Raw genomic sequence first — 18941 nt, forward strand, 5'->3', positions numbered from 1 at the left:
CAATGCTCACTCTCGCTTCGCGCCTTCGGGCGCTGGATGACGCAGCGCTGCGTCGCACGATCGACCTCCGCGCAGTCTCGGCGACGGGCATCCGTGATTTCTTCGACCTGGCCGAGGCTCTCCTCGAGCCTGATGCAATCCAGCGGGTGCTGGCGCGGCTCGACCGGGCCACGCTGGCGGTCCTCGCGGTCGCCGGTGAGTCCAGTCAGGGCACGGATGCCGCGCCCTCCCTGTTCGATCTCGCCGAACGCCTCTCCGCGCTGGCGGGCTCCCCCGTGGATGTGGCCGAGGTGGCCGGTCGAGCGGCCGAGCTCGACGCGCTCATGCTGGCGCGCCTGGCCGACGGACGCTTCAGCCCGTATTCCGCGGTGACCGTGCAACTGCTGTCCTGGCCGGAACTCGGCCTGCCGAACGCGCTGGAGCTGGCGTCCACGCCGGCGCCCGCCGCGTTGGCCAGCGTCGACAACACCGACGCCCGGTTCACCGACCGGCTCGCGGCCGAGCGCGCCTTCGCCGCAGTGTCGTCGATCGCCGAACTGGTCACCGAACTCGCCCGCGAACCGGCCCGCGAGCTCAGCAGAGGCGGACTGGGCCTTCCCGACACCAAACGCCTCGCCGCCGTGATGGGCGTGGACCTCGAAGCCGTGCCCTCCGTCGTGGCCACGGCGGCGCGGGCGGAACTGATCGCGCACTCCGAGGGCTACTGGAATGAGACCGAGACGGGCGAGGCCTGGCTGCTCGAAAGCACCGCCCGCCGTTGGGCGACCCTCGCCGAAGCCTGGCACTCGGCCCTGCCCCCGGATGTGCGCGGAATCCTCGCCCACCGGCCCGGCGTGTCCTGGGGTGACGTACTCCGCAGCTTCGTGGCGTGGCTCTACCCGGCCGGCGGCCAATGGATGGATGACCGGGTCACCGAGTTCGCCGATGACGCGGAACTGATCGGCGTCACCGCCCACCAGACCACGAGCACGGCCGGAGCCGCGGTGCTGGCCGGCGACCTCGAAGGCGCCGTCGCCACGATGTCGGCCTCACTGCCGGCCACCGGTGGCGCCGTCTACCTGCAGAACGACCTCTCGATCGTGTCCCCCGGCCCGCTCGCCCCCTCGATCGACACCCGCCTCCGCGGGCTCGCCGACGTCGAGAGCCGGGAACTCGCCCTCAGCTACCGCATCACCGCCACCTCCGTGAACCGGGCCCTGGCCGCCGGGGAGAGCGCGGAGTCCCTGCTGGAGTTCCTGCGCACGGTGTCGCTGACCGGCATCCCGCAGCCGGTCGACTACCTGATCCGGGAGTCCGCCGCCCGCTACGGGCGGGTGCGCGTCGGCCCGGCCGACAAGGCGGATGCCCCGGCCCAGTCATATGTGCAGTCCGACGACGCCGCCCTGCTGAGCACCATCGCCGTGGACCAGACCCTCGCCTCCCTCGGGCTGATCGCCGCCGAGGGCAGCCGGCTGACCAGCCGGTTCAGCTCCGATGTGGTGTTCTGGGCGCTGAGCGACGCCCGCTACCCCGTCGCAGCCGAAGGCGCCGATCACGAGATCGTGCACCTGCGCCGGCACCAGCTGGCCCGGGTCGTGCCGGTCGACGCGCCCGACCCGGCCATCGCCCTGGTCGAGAAGTTGCGGGCCGCCGACGGCGGAGAGGGCCAGGCCGCGGATGCCTGGCTCGCCCGCCAGCTCGACTCGGCCATCAAGGCGAAACAGACCGTCGTCGTCAGCATCGCGATGCCCGGCGGCGTCGTGGTCGACTACCTCCTCGAACCGGCCAGCGTGGGCGGCGGACGCTTCCGGGCCCGGGACCGCCGTGCCGACATCGAGCGCACCCTTCCCCTGTCCAGCATCATCAGCATCACGCCGGCTCCGTAAGCGGTGCGAGGCTTCACGACGACCGGGCGTAGGATTGACGGCTATGTCTGATGGCCCACTGATCGTCCAAAGTGACCGCACGGTTCTGCTCGAAGTCGCGCACCCTCTCGCCGAGGATGCGCGCCACGATCTGGCCGTTTTCGCCGAGTTGGAGCGTGCCCCCGAGCACATCCACACCTACCGGATCACCCGGCTCGGCCTGTGGAATGCCCGCGCCGCCGGGCATGACGCGTCCAACATGCTGGCCACGCTCGAGAAGTACTCGAAATTCGCGATCCCGCAGACCGTCAGCGTGGACATCACCGAGACGGTCGGCCGCTACGGTCGACTCGTGATCGAGCGCGACGCCGAAGGTCAGCTCATCCTGCAGAGCAACGATGAGGCCGTGCTCACCGAGATCGCCGGCGCACGGCGCATCGCCCCCCTCCTGATCGGGCATCCGTCACCGGATTCGTTCCTGGTCGAGCCGTGGGCCCGCGGCCAGCTCAAGCAGGAACTGGTGAAACTCGGCTGGCCCGCCGAGGACCTCGCCGGGTACACGCCGGGCACGCCGCATCCGATCGCCCTCAAGGAAGACGGCTGGGCCCTCCGGGACTACCAGAACAAGGCGGTCTCCAGTTTCTTCGACGGCGGTTCCGGCGTGGTCGTGCTGCCCTGTGGGGCCGGCAAGACCCTGGTCGGCGCGGGGGCCATGGCCACTGCCAAGACCAACACGCTCATCCTCGTCACCAACACCGTCTCGGCCCGCCAGTGGCGCGACGAGCTGCTCAAGCGAACGACGCTCACGCCGGACGAGATCGGCGAGTACTCCGGCCAGGTCAAGGAGGTCAAGCCGGTCACGATCGCCACGTACCAGATTCTCACCGCGAAGCGGAAGGGCGAGTACGCGCACCTGGAACTTCTCGACGCGATGGACTGGGGGCTGGTGATCTACGACGAGGTGCATCTGCTGCCGGCGCCCGTGTTCAAGCTCACCGCGGAGCTGCAGGCCCGCCGTCGCCTCGGGCTCACCGCCACCCTGGTGCGCGAGGACGGCCGCGAGGGCGACGTCTTCAGCCTGATCGGTCCCAAGCGGTTCGACGCTCCGTGGAAGGAAATCGAGGCCCAGGGCTTCATCTCCCCGGCCTCCTGCTACGAGGTGCGGATCGACCTGCCGCAATCCGAGCGTCTCAGCTACGCCGCCGCCGCCGATGACGAACGCTACCGAATGGCCGCGACCGCTCCCGCCAAGCTCGACGTCGTGAAGCGGTTGGTGGCCAAACATCCCGGCGAACGCATCCTCGTGATCGGCCAGTACCTCGACCAGATCGACGAGCTCGCCGACGCCCTCAACGCTCCCAAGCTCACGGGCGCGACCCCGGTCGATGAACGCGAACGCCTCTACCAGGCGTTCCGAATCGGTGAGGAGAACCTGCTCGTCGTGTCGAAGGTCGCCAACTTCTCGGTCGACCTGCCGGAGGCGACCGTCGCCATCCAGGTGTCGGGTTCGTTCGGCTCGCGCCAGGAGGAGGCTCAGCGTCTGGGACGCCTGCTGCGCCCCAAGGAGTCCGGCCTGTCCGCGAATTTCTACACGCTCGTGGCCCGCGACACCGTCGACCAGGACTTTGCCCAGAACCGCCAGCGGTTCCTCGCCGAGCAGGGCTACTCCTACACGATCCTCGATTCCCAGAACCTCGACGCGCAGACCGTAGCCGTCTAGCCCCGTCACGCACGGGCCGGTGACGGGGCGTGCGTCAGGAGGCGACGCGGCGGGCGTAGCGCAGGAAGAGCATGTCTCCGGCGGTCAGCACGTGCAGCAGGGTCATCGTCCGGGTGGCGCCGGCTGCGCCCGAGGCGATCCGCCCGGCCGGGCCTCCCTCGAGCACCGGGCTGACGGTCAGGCACAGCTCGTCGACGCAGCCGGCCTCGATCAGTGCGCCGAACAGGTGCGGCCCGCCCTCGCAGAGCACCTGCACCAGGCCGCGATCGGCCAGCGCCGCCACCATTCGATGCGGGTCCAGGGCATCCTCCCCGCAGACCACCACGTCGGCCACCTCGGCCAGGTCGCGGCGACGCTGCGGCGGGGACGCTCCGTGCGTCAGCACGAGTGGGCGCACCGCGGCGTCGGCGAAGAGCGGATGCGACGGGTCGAGGTCCAGCCGCGAGGACACCACCGCGACCGGCGGCTGGGCGCCGAGTCCGGCGGCAACCCGCCAGGCCGCATCCGCAGGCTCGAGGCGGATGCCGCCGTACCCTTCGGCGCGCACCGTGCCCGCCCCGACCACGATCACGTCGGCCAGCATCCGCAGGGTGTCGAAGACGAGCTTGTCGTCGGCGTTCCCGAGCCCGCCGCTCACCCCCGCCCGGGTGGCCGCGCCGTCGAGGCTCGCGATGAAATTCACCCGCAGGTGCGGCACGCTCCGGTCGGGCACCGAATAGCGGCTGAGCAGCTCGTCACGATCCAGCATCGTCAGGCCAGGTTGTGGCGCAGGTACGCCGGTTCACGGAAGCCCAGCATCGCCTCGGTCATCCGCACGGCGTCGACCGCGGCGCTCACATTGTGCATCCGCACGATCCGGGCTCCCTGCACGATGCTGAACACGGCGGCGGCGAGCGATCCCTCCACCCGGTCCCCGCGTTCGCGGTTCAGCGTCTCCCCGATGAAGTCCTTGTTCGACACCGCGACGAGTGTCGGGTAGCCGAGCGCGGTGATCTCGGAGAGCCTCCGCGTCAGCTCGAGCGAATGGCGGGTGTTCTTGTTGAGGTCGTGTCCCGGGTCGACGATGATGCGGGATGCCGGCACGCCGCGTCCGAGCGCCAGCTGGACCCGTTCCCGCAGGAACGCCCCGACCTCGTCCACGACGTCACCGTAGGCCGGCGCCGGCCAGGGCGTCCGCGGCGGCGCGAGACTGTGGGTGATCACGAGGGTGGCGTCGCTGTCGGCGACGACGTCGGCCATTGCCGGATCGTGCACCCCCGTCGTGTCGTTGATCACGTGGGCGCCGGCCGCCAGGCTCGCCCGTGCCACGGCCGGATGAAACGTGTCGACGGAGATGACGACGCCTGAACCGCGGAGTGCCTCGATCACCGGCACGACCCGGTCGATCTCCTCCTCGATCGGGATCGCCGGGCCGGGCGCGAATTTCGCACCGCCGATGTCGACCCAGTCGGCTCCGTCGGAGATCGCGCGCCGGGCAGCGTTCACGGCCTGATCGAGGGCGAAGGTCGCACCCTTGTCGTAGAACGAGTCCGGCGTGCGGTTGACGATGGCCATCACGGCGACTTCGCGGGAGAAATCGAACATCCGCCCGCCGATCAGTCGTTTCGGATGGATCAGCTCAGGCAGCGACGGGCCGGGCCGGGTGATCGCGTTGTCCATGTCAGGTCCTTCAATCGGGTGCACCGGCGAGTAGTTCGTCGAGTGCAATGCTCTCATCCGCGAGCCGGGACGCGTCGACCCGAACCCCGGTCCGGATGAAGCGCTGCACGGTCTCGTTGACGTTCCACACGTTCACGTTCAGGCCTGCGACGACCTGCCCGTCGGCCACCCAGAAGGCCATGAACTCCCGGCCGGCCCGGTCGCCGCGGAACACCACCTCGGCATCCCGCGCCCGGCTGCGGTACCCCGAGTATTCCATCCCGAGATCGAACTGGTCGGTGTAGAAGTACGGAACGGCGTCGTAACTGATCGCCTGATCGAGCATGGACCGCCCGGCGGCCGCGCCGGCCCGCTCGGCGTTGTCCCAGTGTTCGATGCGCAGGTGATGCCGGAGCACCGGGTGGAAGACGGATGCCACGTCGCCCACCGCGTAGACGTCCGGGTCGATCGACCTGAACGCCGCGTCGACGACGATGCCGTCGTCGACCGCCAGGCCCGCGTCCCGGGCCAGCTCCGTGTTCGGCACGGCACCGATGCCCACCACGACAACGTCGGCCGGAACGATCTCACCGGTGCTGAGCAGCACACCCGTGACCCGGCCCGACGCCCCGGTGAGGTCCACGGGGTGGGTGCCCATCCGCAGTTCGACACCGTTCACGCGGTGCAACTCGGCGAACACGGATCCGACCTCGGCGCCGACCACGGCCGCCAGGGGCGTGCTCTCCCGGCCGAGGACCGTGACGGCGTTCCCGTACCCCCGGGCGGCCGCAGCGACCTCCAGGCCGATCCAGCCTGCTCCGATGATCACCACCTGCCGAGTACCTGCCTCGACGTCGGCCCGCAGCGCCTGCGACTCGCCGACCGTGCGCAGATGGTGCACACCGTCCAGTGCGGCACCCGGGCCGGTGAAGCGCCGGGACGACGCGCCGGTGGCCAGGAGCAGCTTGTCGTAGCGCACCGACCGGCCCTCCCCCAGGTTCACCTCGTGGGTGTCGAGGGCCAGGCCGGTCACCCGGTTGCCCAGCCGCACATCGATGCCGCGGTCCCGATACCACTCGGCCGGGTGCACGTCGATCGTGTCCCGGGCGGACGTCCCGGCCAGGTAATCCTTGGACAGGGGCGGTCGCGCATACGGGAACTCGTTCTCCCCGGCGAGCAGAACGATGCCGCCGTCAAACCCTTCGGAACGGATGGCCTCAGCCGCCCGGGCGCCGGCCAGGCCGGCGCCCACGATCACAAAGGTAGGAACGCGCATCCTGGTCTCCCAACGCCGCCGCGGCCTGATTCGCCCACCAATCTACCCACCTCGGCACGCACCGGTCCTTTTCAGTGAACTTCCAGCTAACGCGCAGATACTAGGGTCATGACTGACGGCCCCCGCATCCTTATTGTCGACGACGAGCCCAACATCCGGGACCTCCTCACCACCAGCCTTCGCTTCGCCGGTTTCGCCGTTCGCGCCGTCGGCAACGGCGCCCAGGCGATCTCCGCCGTGCTCGAGGAAGAACCCGACCTCATCATCCTCGATGTCATGCTGCCCGACATGAACGGCTTCGGGGTGACCAAACGCCTGCGGTCGGCGGGCTACACCGCCCCCATCCTCTTCCTCACGGCGAAAGACGACACGGAAGACAAGATCACCGGCCTGACGGTCGGCGGCGACGACTACGTCACCAAGCCGTTCAGCCTGGACGAGATCGTCGCCCGGATCAAGGCAATCCTGCGCCGTACCATGCACGCTGACGAAGACGCCGTCATCCGGGCCGGCGAACTCACCATGGATCAGGACACCCATGAGGTCCTCGTCGGCGAGGCACCCATCGAACTCAGCCCCACCGAATTCAAGCTGCTCCGCTATCTGATGCTGAACCCGAACCGGGTGTTGTCCAAGGCCCAGATCCTGGACCACGTGTGGGAGTACGACTTCAACGGGGATGCCGGCATCGTGGAGTCCTACATCTCCTACCTCCGCCGCAAGGTGGACGCGCACTCGACAGAACCCCTGATCCAGACCAAGCGCGGCTTCGGCTACATGCTCAAGGCCGCCAAGGCTTAGTCTCAGGCAGCGCCCATAGACTGGGAGGCCTGATGCATCAGTCACTTACGGAGCGGTGGAGCCGCGTTTCCCTGCGATCCAAGATCACGGGTGTCACGGTTCTGATGCTGACCCTCGGACTCCTCGTCTCCGGTATCGGCACCATGGCCATGCTTCGCCAGTATGTGATCCAGCAGGTTGACTCCCAGCTTCAGGTCGACGCCCAGTCCGCCTCGAACAGCTACTCGGCTGCGGCCCTCGGCCAGGGCACCACGGCGGTGGTGTCGTCTGATTATTACGTCGCCCTCTACGATGAGCATGGTCACCTCAAGGACCATACGTGGCGTGATCACCCCCGCGACGAGCTCCCGCATGTGACCGGCTCGCTCGACCTGCAAACCGTGATGGAACTCGACGGCCGCACGATGACGCTGGAGGACGCGGCTCATGACACCGAGTTCCTCGCGGTGGCCGTCCCCCTCGTGATCTCCCCGCAGGGAACTCTCGGAACGCTCGTCATGGCTGTCTCGTTGAAACCGACCGAGAACACCATGGCCACCTATCTCACCATTTTCCTGGGGTTCGGCCTCGGCGTCGTGCTCGTCGGGGCCCTGCTCACCCGGCTCCTGGTCACCTCCACCTTCGCTCCGCTGCGCGAGGTTGAGCGCACTGCCGCCGCCATCGCCGACGGCGACTTCAGCCAGCGTCTCGGCGGCGCCACACCCAATACCGAGGTCGGGCGTCTCAACCGGTCCCTGAACACCATGCTGAGTCGCATCGACCGCCTCTTCAAGGACCGCGCCCGCACGATCGATCAGATGCGGCGCTTCGTCGGTGACGCCAGCCACGAGTTGCGCACGCCCCTCGTCTCGGTGCGCGGCTACGCCGAGCTCTACCGGATGGGTGCCCTGCAGTCGCCCGAGGAGATCGCGCAGGCCATGGAGCGCATCGAGAAGGAAGCGATTCGCATGGGCGGGCTGGTCGAAGACCTGCTGGAGCTGGCCCGGCTCGATGAGACGAAGCCGCTCGCCCTCGCGCCGGTCGACCTGATGCCCCTCGCCCGCGATGCGGCGCTCGACGCCATGGCCTCCTCCCCCGGGCGCACCATCACGGTCATCACGCCCATTCCGGCCGAGTTCGAGGACACCGTCGAACGCCCGGCCATCGATCTCGCGCATTCCACGGGCGAGGTTCCCGCGGCGTCCGCCACGGGACCGAAGCCCGCCGAGAAGCCCCCGGAAACGTCCCATCCGACGAACGGCTCCGTCTCCTTCGCCGGCGCCACCCTGGCCCGGCTGCGCACCCGCAAGCCCCGCAAGACGGATGTCCCGGCCCCTGCACCGGAAGCGGCGCCCGTCAGCGAACCGGCCACCGTGCAGGCCGTGGTCATGGCCGAGGAGAATAAGATCCGTCAGGTCATCACGAACCTGATGGGCAACGCGCTGCGGTTCAGCCCGGCCGACAGCCCGGTGGAACTCGAGGTCGCCGTGGACCGCCGCAACCAGCGGGCGTCCATCGCCATCATCGACCACGGCGAGGGCATCCCACCTCAGATCCGCGACAAGATCTTCCAGCGGTTCTGGCGCGCCGACACCTCCCGAGCCCGCGAGACCGGCGGCAGCGGCCTCGGCCTGGCCATCGTCGCCTCGATCGTGGCCAGCCACAACGGCACGGTACAGGTCGTCGACACCCCCGGCGGCGGCGCGACCTTCCGGGTCTGGTTCCCTCTGGCCTGCTCCCCGAGCGCACCCCAGCGCGTCACTCCTGCCACCACCCCGTAGCGTGGGTCGTCACTCCGTGACGATCATCGACGAGCAGGCCCGTTGGCGTTCCTCCCCAGCAGGGTGCGGCACCGTAAGAGCAACGGAGCGGCTCCCTCCCCGGCCCCGGTGCACGCCGGCTCGTAGTCTGATCGGCACACCCTCAGCCGAAAGGACTCCCCATGACCCGCTACCAGGTCGACAGTGAAGCCGTGCTCCACACCACCGCCATGGCCCGTGCGTCGATCGCACGCATCCAGAGTGAAGTAGCCGGGCTGATCACCCAGCTGACCGCTCTGGAAGGGTCATGGACGGGGCAGGCGGCGACCGCGTTCCAGACGGCCGTCACAGACTGGCGGGCCACCCAGCAGCAGGTGGCACAGAGCGCAGAGGCCCTCAACCTGGCCCTGAACCAGGCCGGTCAGCATTACGCGGAGATCGAGCAGGCCAACGCACGCCTCTTCCTGCGCTGACCGCGGCAGAAACGACACAGGGCGCCTCCCGAAGGAGACGCCCTGTGTTGTGAAGCGGTGAAGCGGTGTGGACTTAGAAGTCCATTCCGCCGCCCTGGTCGCCGGCCGGAGCCGGGTTCTTCTCGGGCTTGTCGGCGACAACGGCCTCGGTGGTGAGGAACAGCCCGGCGATCGACGCTGCGTTGAGCAGCGCGGAGCGGGTGACCTTCACCGGGTCATTGATTCCGGCGGCGAGCATGTCGACGTACTCACCGGTCGCGGCGTTGAGGCCCCAACCGATCGGCAGGTTGCGCACCTTGTCGGCGACAACGCCCGGCTCCATGCCGGCGTTGAGGGCGATCTGCTTGAGCGGAGCGTCGATGGCAACCTTGACGATGTTCGCGCCCGTTGCCTCGTCGCCGACCAGTTCGAGCTTCTCGAACGCGGTCTTGCCGGCCTGGATCAGTGCAACGCCACCACCGGCGACGATGCCCTCTTCGACGGCAGCCTTCGCGTTACGGACGGCGTCCTCGATACGGTGCTTGCGCTCCTTGAGTTCAACCTCCGTCGCGGCGCCGGCCTTGATGACGGCAACGCCGCCGGCGAGCTTGGCGAGACGCTCCTGGAGCTTCTCGCGGTCGTAGTCGCTGTCGGTGTTCTCGATCTCGCTGCGGATCTGCTGAACACGTCCGGCGATCGCCTCGGGGTCGCCGGCACCTTCGACGATGGTGGTCTCGTCCTTGGTGATGACGATCTTGCGGGCGTTGCCGAGAAGGTCGAGCGTGACGTTCTCGAGCTTGAGGCCGACCTCTTCGCTGATGACCTGTCCACCGGTGAGGATGGCGATGTCCTGCAGCTGCGCCTTGCGACGGTCACCGAAGCCGGGAGCCTTGACGGCGACCGACTTGAAGATTCCGCGGATCTTGTTCACGACGAGCGTGGCCAGGGCCTCGCCGTCGACGTCCTCGGCGATGATGAGGAGCTGCTTGCCGGTCTGGATGACCTTGTCCACAATGGGCAGCAGGTCCTTGATGTTGGAGACCTTGGAGTTGACGATCAGGATGTAGGGGTCTTCGAAGACCGCTTCCTGACGGTCGGGGTCGGTCACGAAGTACGCCGACAGGAATCCCTTGTCGAAGCGCATGCCCTCGGTGAGCTCCAGCTCGGTGCCGAGAGTGTTCGACTCCTCGACGGTGACGACACCCTCCTTGCCGACCTTGTCGATGGCTTCGGCGATGATGGCGCCGATTTCGGCGTCTCCGGCGGAGATGGACGCGGTGGCCGCGATCTCTTCCTTGGTCTCGACCTCTTTGGCATTGGCGATGAGCTCGGCGATCACGGCAGCCGTGGCCTTCTCGATGCCGCGCTTGAGGCTGATGGGGTCTGCGCCGGCCGCGACGTTGCGCAGGCCTTCGCGGACGAGTGCCTGAGCCAGGACGGTGGCGGTGGTGGTTCCGTCGCCCGCGACGTCATCGGTCTTCTTGGCGACCTCTTTGACGAGCTCGGCACCGATCTTCTCGTACGGGTCGTCGAGCTCGATCTCCTTGGCGATGGACACGCCGTCGTTGGTGATCGTGGGGGCGCCCCACTTCTTCTCCAGCACCACGTTACGTCCGCGCGGGCCGAGGGTGACCTTGACAGTGTCAGCGAGGATGTTCAGGCCACGCTCAAGGCCGCGACGGGCCTCTTCGTTGAAAGCAATGATCTTTGCCATATGTGTTTCTCGTCCCTCCCGGACGTTACCAAAACGGTGATGGGTTGGCACTCAAACAGAGAGAGTGCCAAATCGATTCTGGCACTCTGGGGTCGAGAGTGCAAGTGAACGACAGGGGCTACGGCACGAGCACGACCGAGCCGCGGTCCGCGGGGACCAGCTCGATCCAGGTGTTGCCGGCGGCGAGTCGAACCGTCACCCCGAAGTCATCGACCAGACGGATGGGCGCAGTCTGGTCGGCCTTGGACCAGACCGCGTGCAGTGACTTGCCGCCGGACGCAACCCAGGCCTCGCCCGATCCGATCATGGTCGTCTGGGGAACGTCGGGGAAGCGGTCGTCAATGGCGACACGGAGAACCACCACGTTGGTGGCCCGCAGCTGCGCACCGGTGGAGTCGAGGTCGGGGGCACCCTCCTGCGAGCGAAGAAAGGCGGCGCTGGCCGCGTCCCAGGTCCAGCTCGGCCAGCGGGAAGCGGAGAATGTGGAGTCGATCGCCGAGACGGGCACACCGTCGACGGCGGCGGAAGAGCCCTGGGCGGTCGCGGCGTAGGAGAACTGTTGCGGCGGCGGCGGCAGGGTGGAGTTGCGGTCCACCAATTCGGACGCCTGCAGGATGACGTCGTGCGGGGCCTGCCTGTCGTCCGCGCGAGCGAAGAGGCCGGTGTCATCGGTGTCGAAGGCCGCGTTGACCACTTCGGTCGCCTCCATCATGTCGATGAACTGCTGCTGCCCGCCCGAGTAGGCGATGATTCCGCCGAAGGGCGCGACGATGTCGGGGTCCATCGGTCGGATCGAGCGCACGGGGCCAACCGATTCGGGGATGTCCGACTGCCAGACGGCGACGTACCGGGTCAGGCCACCCTCGACGAGTTCTTCGAACACGAGGTCGGTGCGTTCCAGAGCGAGCTGCGGCCTGGCCTGTTCATGGTTGTCGATCTTCGCGGCGAGAGCCGGATTCTGCAGGCTGCCGGCAACCACGCTCGTTCCCCGCAGTGGGGCGACGTCCAGGACCGCGGGAGCATCGTAGGAAGAGTCGCTCGGAGCGCTGGCCGACGGTTGTGGCGCATCACCGACCCCGGCGCATGCGGTGAGGAGCAGGACAGAGGACAGCAGTACGGCACCGGCATTCCGGAGGGACCGGACTGACGGTGCCGTACGACGTCGCTGCGGGTGAGTCACAGTAGTCGCTGTCACGTTTTTCGATGTCACGCACCACACACTAACCCGGCTTCAACACCGCGTCTGTGAACCTGGAGCGCAATCCCGAAATGCTGTTCGAACTGCAACGCCTGACACCGGATGGTGTCGCCGCCGCCTCCCCCCGCTGGGTCAGACCGGACGAACCGATTCTGCCTGGGGCCCCTTCGCCCCGGTACCCAGTTCGAAGATGACATGCTGTCCTTCTTCGAGAACCTTGTAGCCGTGCATATCGATGGCCGAGTAATGCACGAAGACGTCCTGGCCACCTCCATCGACAGTGATGAAGCCGAAACCCTTTTCAGCGTTGAACCATTTGACGGTTCCGTTCGCCATGTGTAACTCCCTGTTGCTTTGAATTCGTCGACACGCGCCCGCTGGCCGTACCGGGCCTGGCGCAGTTACTGCGTCCATTACGCCCGACCAGTGGAATACGCCTCTTACGAGAACGTCAGGACGGGCGAATGAGCGACCAATGTCAAACCTACGGAAGCTGCGAGAGAACAACAGGGGGTTGACGTGCAGGCCCCGGACGTATAGGTGAGGCTTATTCGGCGGGCTCGTAGTCGTTGCCGACGACGACCGTCAAAGAGGCCGCGGAATCGGCGAAGTCGCTGGAGAGCAACACATCTGATCCGGGAAGAGAGGCGGCGACGCCGCGAGCCGCGCCTTCCAGTGTCTCGTCGGCGTAGTAGACGATCGTGGTCGGTACGTCTTCCGTGCTCGCATTGTCGAGTTCGCCGAGCGTCCAGCCTTCGGTCTCGAGGAGGTCCCCCACTGCCCGAGCGACGCCGTCACCCGCCGTTCCGTTCAGCACGGTCACGGTCAGGCTGGGGTCCACCGTTGCGGCAGGAGCAGGAGCAGGCGCAGGCGCGGGGGCTTCTGCGGGGCTGGCCGGGTCACTGGTCTCGGCGGTGCTCGCCGCGGTGGTCGCGCCCGGGAGCTCGAAGTCAAGGTTGTTGTTCAGCATGGCCAGCCCGAAGACTCCGGCACCGACCAGCACCACGGTGGCTCCGAGTGCCCACCAGAAACCGATCCAGCCGCGTCCCTTCTTACCGGGGGCGCGGTGAGCGCCCACCCGGGCCAGGTCATGCGGGAGGTGGTCGAAGCGGTCTTTCTCGTAGGAAGTCGGCATCGTCAGGCTGTGTCAATCCTCTTGGAGCTGGATCTCAATGGAGGCAGCATGCTGGTCAGGGTGTCAATCGGCGGGGCGCAGCGACCGGTCGGCCCGTGCGTTCGACCGGGCGTCACGCATCCGTTGCAAGCGTTTCACCAGCATCGGGTCGTAGGCCAGCGCGAGCGGAGAATCGATCACAACTCCCAGCAACTGATAATACCGGGCGGCCGAGAGGCCGAGCTCGGCCCGGATCGCCTGCTCCTTCGCGCCCGCGTGCTTCCACCATCGGCGTTCGAAAGCAAGGATCGACTGTTCGTGGGCGGCCAGCGCGGCCGGCGCTGACGGGTCAGGAGTCGGATCAGGAACGGATACCCCGTCCATCTGCCACCTCCCTTGTCTCCGCCAGTCTATTTGCCCGGGCCTCCGCACTCGCTGAGTCCGCGGTCCGCGCGGTTCGCTCTCTGTGCGGCGGTGCGCTTCCGGATCGAGGAATACTGGCGCGGTGCGGTGAGTTTATTGTTGGTACGTACAGATTTCGGCCGCTCCCCGGCCGTGCAGGAAGGACGGAACATGGACTACGAGGTCGAAAAGTCGGATGCGCAGTGGCGCGCGGAACTGAGCCCCGAGCAGTACGCCGTTCTCCGCGGTGCCGCGACCGAGCGCGCCTGGACCGGTGAGCTGCTCGATGAGGGTCGCTCCGGGATCTACACCTGCGGGGCCTGCAATGCCGAGCTGTTCAAGAGCGGCACGAAGTTCGACTCCGGTTGCGGCTGGCCGAGCTTTTACGAGTCGGTGCGCCCCGAGGCGGTCGAGCTGCTCGAGGACCGCACGCTGGGTGTCGTGCGCACCGAGGTGCGCTGCGCGAATTGCGGCTCGCACCTGGGACATGTCTTCGACGACGGATTCGGCACACCCACCGGCGACCGTTATTGCATGAACTCCATCTCGCTCAACTTCAAGCCGGTCGAGTAAGCGTTGTCTGCGGTCCTCGATGCGGTCGGACGGCGACGGTCCCACTCCAAGGTGACCGCCCAGGCGCCGACCCACGAGGAATTACTGCCACTGGTGAGCATCGCGGCCCGGGTCGCCGACCACGGAGCCCTGCGTCCCTGGCGACTGATCGAGGTACGCGGTGACGCTCGACTCCGTCTGGGCGAGGCGCTGGTGGAGGCCGCCGGCCTGACCGGGACCGAGGCTGCCAAACTCGCCGCCAAGCCCCTGCGTGCCGAACTTCTCATTGCCATCGTCGTGAGCCGACGCGAGAGCGATTCCGTGGCCGCCTGGGAACAGGATGCCGTTGCAGCCGGTGTCGGACACATGCTCAGCCTCCTCCTGACGGATCAAGGCTGGGGCGTGATGTGGCGCACGGGGCCGCTCACCCGCTCAGAACCCGTGCGTCGTGTTCAGGGGCTCCGCGAATCCGAGGAGCTCCTGGGGTGGCTCTACGTCGGAGGCGTGCCGATCGATTGCCGGCCGGGAGTGCGCCAGACCATCAACCCCTCGGATTATCTCAGCGAGCTCTGACTATCTCAGCGAGCTCTGAGCTCGGCCCGAACAGACCTGTCCATTACAAACGTCAGGGCCGGCCACGGGACTTGAACCCGTAACCCCCACTTTACAAGAGTGGTGCGCTACCAATTGCGCCAGGCCGGCATGAGGCGAATGCCGCCTCGACACACCATCCTAAATGACGAAAGTAGCCCGTGGGGCCACTCCCCGGCAGGGATCAACCCGCCGGTGCCGGTTCTGGAGTCGGCGTCGAGGTGGAGTAGGTCTCCCCGGCCGCCTGCAATACGAAGGCAGCGAATTCCTTGGGGTCGTCGAGGGCGCCCACGTACTGCTTGCCGTTGACAAGAACGGTGGGCGTTCCCGTGATGGCCTCGACCTCCGTGTTCGGAAGCGGTCCGGAAACGGCACGGTCGGTGGAGGCGATCACCCAGGACTTGAAGGTCGTGTCGTCAATGCACTCATTGATCTTCGGCACCGCCGAACTCACGCCCGCCTTCTTCACCAGGCCCTTGATGGCCGCATCGTCGTGCCCGACGGTTCCCTCCTCCGGCTGCTCTTCGAAGAGGATGGCGTTGAAGGCGTAGAAATCCTTGGGGGCGTAGTTCGCGACGCAGGCCGCGGCGTTCGCGGCCCGCAGCGAATACTTGGATCCGGACGACTTGTGGGTCAGGATCGACACCGGGTGGATCTCCACGGTCGCCGCGCCCGATGTGACCCACTGGCTGATCTGCTCGCTGTTCGCGGTCTCGAACTGGCTGCAGAACGGGCACAGGTAATCGGAGTAAATGCGAATGTCGGCAACGGTGCCGGTAGCGTCCGGTTCAGACGGGATCGGCTTGGCGTCGGGTTGAAGCGCTGTGGTGACGACCGGCGTCATCCCCTCGCCGATCAGCACGCCGTCACTGGCCATATTCGCCGGCCCCGGGCCTACCGGGGGAATCGAATTGATGATGACCAGGGCGATCACGGCGACGACGGCAACACCGGCCGCTGCGATCCCGCCCCGAAGGACGACCCGGTTACGGCGGTCCTTCTTCTTCTGCTCTTCGCGGATCCGTTTGGCTTTGGTGCGTACGGCGTCGCGTCGATGATTCTTAGTGGGACGGCCATCGCCCGATCCGCCAATAGTCATAAATGCTCGCTCCGAAATAGGTATGTGCAGAGGCAAGCCTTTTGCGAATGCCTCCCAAATAGTAGGTCCCCTTTCTGGGAAACGTCCAGACGAGCCCGGCCGGCGCACCGGAGACAGCGTTTCTCGCAGACGGGCTGTTCCCCCGACATGACATACTGAGGGAGTTGACCCGCAGCACATGACGCGCTACGGGCGTAGTAACCCATCACAACGGATCGTCCGGCACGTACCTGCCGGTGAAGGAGAAAACAACCATGGCTTCAGTCACGTTCGACAAGGCGACCCGCCTCTACCCGGGTTCCGCCATTCCCGCCGTTGACAAGCTCGACCTGTCGGTTGCCGACGGCGAGTTCCTCGTGCTGGTCGGCCCGTCGGGCTGCGGCAAGTCCACGTCCCTGCGCATGCTCGCCGGTCTCGAAGAGGTCAACGACGGCAACATCTTCATCGGTGAGCGCAACGTGACGGATGTCCCGCCGAAAGACCGCGACATCGCCATGGTCTTCCAGAACTACGCGCTCTACCCCCACATGACCGTTGCGGAGAACATGGGCTTCGCGCTCAAGATCGCCGGCGTCAACAAGGACGAGCGCGCCACCCGCGTTCTCGAGGCAGCCAAGCTGCTCGACCTCGAGCCCTACCTCAGCCGCAAGCCGAAGGCGCTCTCCGGTGGTCAGCGTCAGCGCGTCGCCATGGGACGTGCCATCGTGCGTCAGCCCCAGGTGTTCCTCATGGACGAGCCGCTGTCGAACCTTGACGCCAAGCTCCGCGTGCAGACCCGCACCCAGATCGCCTCGTTGCAGCGCCGCCTCGGCGTCACCACGGTCTACGTGACTCACGACCAGACCGAAGCGCTCACCATGGGCGACCGGATCGCGGTGCTCAAGGACGGCGTGCTGCAGCAGGTCGGCACCCCGCGCGACCTGTACTCGAAGCCGAACAACGTCTTCGTTGCCGGATTCATCGGCAGCCCGGCCATGAACCTCTTCCTGGCCGACACCGTCGACGGTGGCATCAAGTTCGGCACGGCAACGATCCCCGTTCCCCGTGAGACCCTGGCCGGCTCCACCGGCCCCAAGGTCACGATCGGCGTGCGCCCGGAGGACATCCACCTGTCCACCACGCACGGAGAGGGCCTCGAAGTTGCCGTCGACCTCGTCGAGGAGCTCGGCGCCGACGGTTACCTCTACGGCCACTCCACGGTCGAAGGAAAGCGCACCGACATCGTCGCTCGCGTCGACGGCCGTTCACACCCGTCCGCCGGCGACACCGTCTACCTGACCCCGACGCCGCACCACATGCACGTCTTCGACGCCGAGACCGGCCTCCGCCTCGGTGGAGCAGTCGCCGACTAGTCTGCGACCCAGTCGAACGGCCGGATGGAGCTTGCTCCGTCCGGCCGTTTTGTCGTTCCCCGGGCCGGGAGTCCACCGGTAAACTCAATTCATGAGCGGTTCTCTCAACATCACGTCGGCCACGGCCGACCCAGCCCTGCTTGACCTTCCCTGGCACCTCCCGCTCGACGCCTGGCCTAACGAGAACATCGCGGCCCTGCCCAAGGGAATCTCGCGCCACCTGGTGCGCTTCGCACATTTGAGCGGTCGTGTCGTCGCCATCAAGGAGACCACCAGCGAGATGGCCAAGCGCGAGTATGAAATGCTCCGCACCCTCCAGGGCCTCGAAATCCCCTGCGTCGAACCTCTCGCCGTCATCACCAACCGCACCAACGACGACGCCGAGCCGTTGAACTCCGTGCTGGTCACCCGGCACCTCAAGTTCTCGCTGCCCTATCGCGCCCTGTACTCGCAAACACTCCGCCCGGACACTGCCACCCGCCTGGTCGACGCCCTCGCCCTGTTACTCGTGCGCGTGCACATGGCGGGCCTGTTCTGGGGAGATGTCTCGCTCTCCAATACGCTCTTCCGCCGCGACGCCGGCGCCTTCGCCGCATACCTGGTCGACGCAGAGACCGGGCAGCTCTACCCGGGCGGCCTGTCCAACGGCCAGCGCGAGAATGACCTGGAGATCGCACGCGTCAACATCGCCGGCGAACTGATGGACCTCGAAGCCGGCGGACGGGCGGCTGACGAACTCGATCCCATCCGGGTCAGCAACGGAATCGTCGCCGCCTACCGTCTGCTCTGGAAGGAGCTGACCGGTTCGGAGTCGTTCTCCAGTTCCGAGCGCTGGCGCATCACGGAACGCGTGGAACGCCTGAACGACCTCGGTTTCGACATCGAGGAACTCGCCATCAAGACCGACAACACGGGCACGACAGTGCGGATCCAGCCGAAGGTCGTCGACGCCGGCCACCACCAGCGCCGGCTACTGCGCCTCACGGGGCTCGACGCCGAGGAGAACCAGGCCCGGCGGCTGCTCAACGACCTCGACTCCTACCGGGTCTCGTACGGTGACCCGGAGGCCGACGAGGAGATGCTGGCGCACGAATGGCTGGTGCGCGTCTTCGAACCCGTGATCCGGGCCATCCCCCGCGACCTCAAGGGCAAGCTCGAACCGGCGGAGATCTTCCACCAGCTGCTCGACCACCGCTGGTTCATGGCCCAGAACCAGTCCCGGGACATCCCGCTGGCCGAGGCAGTGACCTCCTACGTCAAGGATGTTCTGCGGCACCGCCGCGACGAGGCCACCGTGATCGAGCCGGTCACCGGTGAGATCACCATTCCGATCGACGTGACCGACGATGACACCGCTGCCCTGGCGGACGCGGCCGAGTCGGCCGCCGACGATGAGGCCGACTGGCGCCTCAAAGTCTAGTCACCGGCCACTCTCGCCCCCGCGAGATG

18 protein-coding genes and 1 tRNA gene are annotated in these 18941 nt (G+C 67.1%); 9 read left to right on the forward strand and 10 right to left on the reverse strand.

The window, feature by feature from the left end; genetic code table 11:
- Positions 1 to 2 precede the first annotated feature (2 nt).
- Positions 3 to 1865 (forward strand): helicase-associated domain-containing protein, encoded by a 1863-nt coding sequence (locus AC0J5J_RS07230; protein ID WP_474900124.1) that lies wholly within the window; start codon positions 3 to 5, stop codon positions 1863 to 1865.
- Positions 1866 to 1908: 43 nt separating this feature from the next.
- On the forward strand, positions 1909 to 3564 hold the full coding sequence (locus AC0J5J_RS07235; protein ID WP_134424337.1) for a DNA repair helicase XPB: 1656 nt from the start codon (positions 1909 to 1911) through the stop codon (positions 3562 to 3564).
- A 34-nt stretch (positions 3565 to 3598) separates the two neighbouring features.
- Here the strand turns inward: AC0J5J_RS07235 and AC0J5J_RS07240 are convergent, their stop codons facing one another.
- The 3 genes from AC0J5J_RS07240 to AC0J5J_RS07250 are packed head-to-tail and all read right to left on the reverse strand — an operon-like array spanning position 3599 to position 6478.
- Positions 3599 to 4312 carry a pyrimidine reductase family protein gene (locus AC0J5J_RS07240; protein WP_474900125.1) on the reverse strand — a complete coding sequence of 238 codons (714 nt, stop codon included), beginning with the start codon at positions 4310 to 4312 and terminating at the stop codon, positions 3599 to 3601.
- Between the two features lie 2 nt (positions 4313 to 4314).
- Positions 4315 to 5223: a dihydropteroate synthase gene (folP, locus tag AC0J5J_RS07245; RefSeq protein ID WP_474900126.1), complete on the reverse strand. Its 909-nt coding sequence runs from the start codon at positions 5221 to 5223 to the stop codon at positions 4315 to 4317.
- Positions 5224 to 5233: 10 nt separating this feature from the next.
- Positions 5234 to 6478 (reverse strand): NAD(P)/FAD-dependent oxidoreductase, encoded by a 1245-nt coding sequence (locus tag AC0J5J_RS07250; RefSeq protein WP_474900127.1) that lies wholly within the window; start codon positions 6476 to 6478, stop codon positions 5234 to 5236.
- A 108-nt stretch (positions 6479 to 6586) separates the two neighbouring features.
- On the opposite strand from AC0J5J_RS07250, the gene AC0J5J_RS07255 reads away from it, so the two are divergent.
- From AC0J5J_RS07255 to AC0J5J_RS07265, 3 genes are all read left to right on the forward strand, one after another.
- Positions 6587 to 7279 (forward strand): response regulator transcription factor, encoded by a 693-nt coding sequence (locus AC0J5J_RS07255; protein WP_134369100.1) that lies wholly within the window; start codon positions 6587 to 6589, stop codon positions 7277 to 7279.
- Between the two features lie 32 nt (positions 7280 to 7311).
- Entirely contained in the window at positions 7312 to 9039 is a 1728-nt protein-coding gene (locus AC0J5J_RS07260; RefSeq protein ID WP_134424341.1) for a sensor histidine kinase, read from the forward strand.
- 161 nt (positions 9040 to 9200) lie between these two features.
- Positions 9201 to 9491 carry a WXG100 family type VII secretion target gene (locus AC0J5J_RS07265; RefSeq protein ID WP_134424342.1) on the forward strand — a complete coding sequence of 97 codons (291 nt, stop codon included), beginning with the start codon at positions 9201 to 9203 and terminating at the stop codon, positions 9489 to 9491.
- Positions 9492 to 9564: 73 nt separating this feature from the next.
- On the opposite strand, the gene groL is transcribed toward AC0J5J_RS07265, so the two are convergent.
- From groL to AC0J5J_RS07290, 5 genes are all read right to left on the reverse strand, one after another.
- Positions 9565 to 11184, reverse strand: coding sequence for a chaperonin GroEL (gene groL / locus AC0J5J_RS07270; protein ID WP_134362228.1), 1620 nt, complete (start codon positions 11182 to 11184; stop codon positions 9565 to 9567).
- 118 nt (positions 11185 to 11302) lie between these two features.
- The gene (locus tag AC0J5J_RS07275) at positions 11303 to 12163 is read right to left on the reverse strand and encodes a DUF3048 domain-containing protein (protein ID WP_474900128.1); all 861 of its coding nucleotides are present in this window, start codon (positions 12161 to 12163) and stop codon (positions 11303 to 11305) included.
- A gap of 351 nt (positions 12164 to 12514) precedes the next feature.
- Positions 12515 to 12718 (reverse strand): cold-shock protein, encoded by a 204-nt coding sequence (locus AC0J5J_RS07280; RefSeq protein WP_134362230.1) that lies wholly within the window; start codon positions 12716 to 12718, stop codon positions 12515 to 12517.
- 211 nt (positions 12719 to 12929) lie between these two features.
- A complete protein-coding gene (locus tag AC0J5J_RS07285; protein ID WP_474900129.1) occupies positions 12930 to 13517 on the reverse strand; it encodes a LytR C-terminal domain-containing protein in 588 nt (195 codons plus the stop codon).
- Positions 13518 to 13580: 63 nt separating this feature from the next.
- A complete protein-coding gene (locus AC0J5J_RS07290; protein WP_474900130.1) occupies positions 13581 to 13880 on the reverse strand; it encodes a DUF3263 domain-containing protein in 300 nt (99 codons plus the stop codon).
- Positions 13881 to 14069: 189 nt separating this feature from the next.
- Between AC0J5J_RS07290 and msrB the strand changes: the two genes are divergently transcribed.
- Both msrB and AC0J5J_RS07300 read left to right on the forward strand, forming a co-directional pair.
- A complete protein-coding gene (gene msrB / locus AC0J5J_RS07295) occupies positions 14070 to 14471 on the forward strand; it encodes a peptide-methionine (R)-S-oxide reductase MsrB (RefSeq protein ID WP_134424346.1) in 402 nt (133 codons plus the stop codon).
- 3 nt (positions 14472 to 14474) lie between these two features.
- The gene (locus tag AC0J5J_RS07300) at positions 14475 to 15023 is read left to right on the forward strand and encodes a nitroreductase family protein (protein ID WP_474900131.1); all 549 of its coding nucleotides are present in this window, start codon (positions 14475 to 14477) and stop codon (positions 15021 to 15023) included.
- 56 nt (positions 15024 to 15079) lie between these two features.
- Here AC0J5J_RS07300 and AC0J5J_RS07305 read toward each other — a convergent pair.
- Together AC0J5J_RS07305 and AC0J5J_RS07310 are read right to left on the reverse strand one after the other, a co-directional pair.
- Positions 15080 to 15152, reverse strand: a tRNA-Thr gene (locus AC0J5J_RS07305).
- A 73-nt stretch (positions 15153 to 15225) separates the two neighbouring features.
- The gene (locus AC0J5J_RS07310) at positions 15226 to 16140 is read right to left on the reverse strand and encodes a DsbA family protein (protein ID WP_134424348.1); all 915 of its coding nucleotides are present in this window, start codon (positions 16138 to 16140) and stop codon (positions 15226 to 15228) included.
- Between the two features lie 254 nt (positions 16141 to 16394).
- Here AC0J5J_RS07310 and AC0J5J_RS07315 point away from each other — a divergent pair, with 254 nt between their 5' ends.
- Positions 16395 to 17492 carry an ABC transporter ATP-binding protein gene (locus tag AC0J5J_RS07315; protein ID WP_474900132.1) on the forward strand — a complete coding sequence of 366 codons (1098 nt, stop codon included), beginning with the start codon at positions 16395 to 16397 and terminating at the stop codon, positions 17490 to 17492.
- Between the two features lie 91 nt (positions 17493 to 17583).
- Positions 17584 to 18912 carry a DUF4032 domain-containing protein gene (locus AC0J5J_RS07320; RefSeq protein ID WP_134424350.1) on the forward strand — a complete coding sequence of 443 codons (1329 nt, stop codon included), beginning with the start codon at positions 17584 to 17586 and terminating at the stop codon, positions 18910 to 18912.
- Positions 18913 to 18941 lie beyond the last annotated feature (29 nt).

The sequence above is a fragment of the Cryobacterium sp. TS_SC_7 genome (assembly GCF_056156285.1).

What these genes read in the sequence shown, in the direction of transcription:
- AC0J5J_RS07235 (WP_134424337.1), top strand. Translation starts at nt 1,909, where the DNA reads ATGTCTGATGGCCCACTGATCGTCCAAAGTGACCGCACGGTTCTGCTC.
- AC0J5J_RS07230 (WP_474900124.1), top strand. Translation starts at nt 3, where the DNA reads ATGCTCACTCTCGCTTCGCGCCTTCGGGCGCTGGATGACGCAGCGCTG.
- AC0J5J_RS07320 (WP_134424350.1), top strand. Translation starts at nt 17,584, where the DNA reads ATGAGCGGTTCTCTCAACATCACGTCGGCCACGGCCGACCCAGCCCTG.
- AC0J5J_RS07260 (WP_134424341.1), top strand. Translation starts at nt 7,312, where the DNA reads ATGCATCAGTCACTTACGGAGCGGTGGAGCCGCGTTTCCCTGCGATCC.
- AC0J5J_RS07280 (WP_134362230.1), bottom strand. Translation starts at nt 12,718, where the DNA reads ATGGCGAACGGAACCGTCAAATGGTTCAACGCTGAAAAGGGTTTCGGC.
- AC0J5J_RS07290 (WP_474900130.1), bottom strand. Translation starts at nt 13,880, where the DNA reads ATGGACGGGGTATCCGTTCCTGATCCGACTCCTGACCCGTCAGCGCCG.
- AC0J5J_RS07240 (WP_474900125.1), bottom strand. Translation starts at nt 4,312, where the DNA reads ATGCTGGATCGTGACGAGCTGCTCAGCCGCTATTCGGTGCCCGACCGG.
- folP (WP_474900126.1), bottom strand. Translation starts at nt 5,223, where the DNA reads ATGGACAACGCGATCACCCGGCCCGGCCCGTCGCTGCCTGAGCTGATC.
- AC0J5J_RS07255 (WP_134369100.1), top strand. Translation starts at nt 6,587, where the DNA reads ATGACTGACGGCCCCCGCATCCTTATTGTCGACGACGAGCCCAACATC.
- groL (WP_134362228.1), bottom strand. Translation starts at nt 11,184, where the DNA reads ATGGCAAAGATCATTGCTTTCAACGAAGAGGCCCGTCGCGGCCTTGAG.
- msrB (WP_134424346.1), top strand. Translation starts at nt 14,070, where the DNA reads ATGGACTACGAGGTCGAAAAGTCGGATGCGCAGTGGCGCGCGGAACTG.
- AC0J5J_RS07265 (WP_134424342.1), top strand. Translation starts at nt 9,201, where the DNA reads ATGACCCGCTACCAGGTCGACAGTGAAGCCGTGCTCCACACCACCGCC.
- AC0J5J_RS07310 (WP_134424348.1), bottom strand. Translation starts at nt 16,140, where the DNA reads ATGACTATTGGCGGATCGGGCGATGGCCGTCCCACTAAGAATCATCGA.
- AC0J5J_RS07250 (WP_474900127.1), bottom strand. Translation starts at nt 6,478, where the DNA reads ATGCGCGTTCCTACCTTTGTGATCGTGGGCGCCGGCCTGGCCGGCGCC.
- AC0J5J_RS07285 (WP_474900129.1), bottom strand. Translation starts at nt 13,517, where the DNA reads ATGCCGACTTCCTACGAGAAAGACCGCTTCGACCACCTCCCGCATGAC.
- AC0J5J_RS07315 (WP_474900132.1), top strand. Translation starts at nt 16,395, where the DNA reads ATGGCTTCAGTCACGTTCGACAAGGCGACCCGCCTCTACCCGGGTTCC.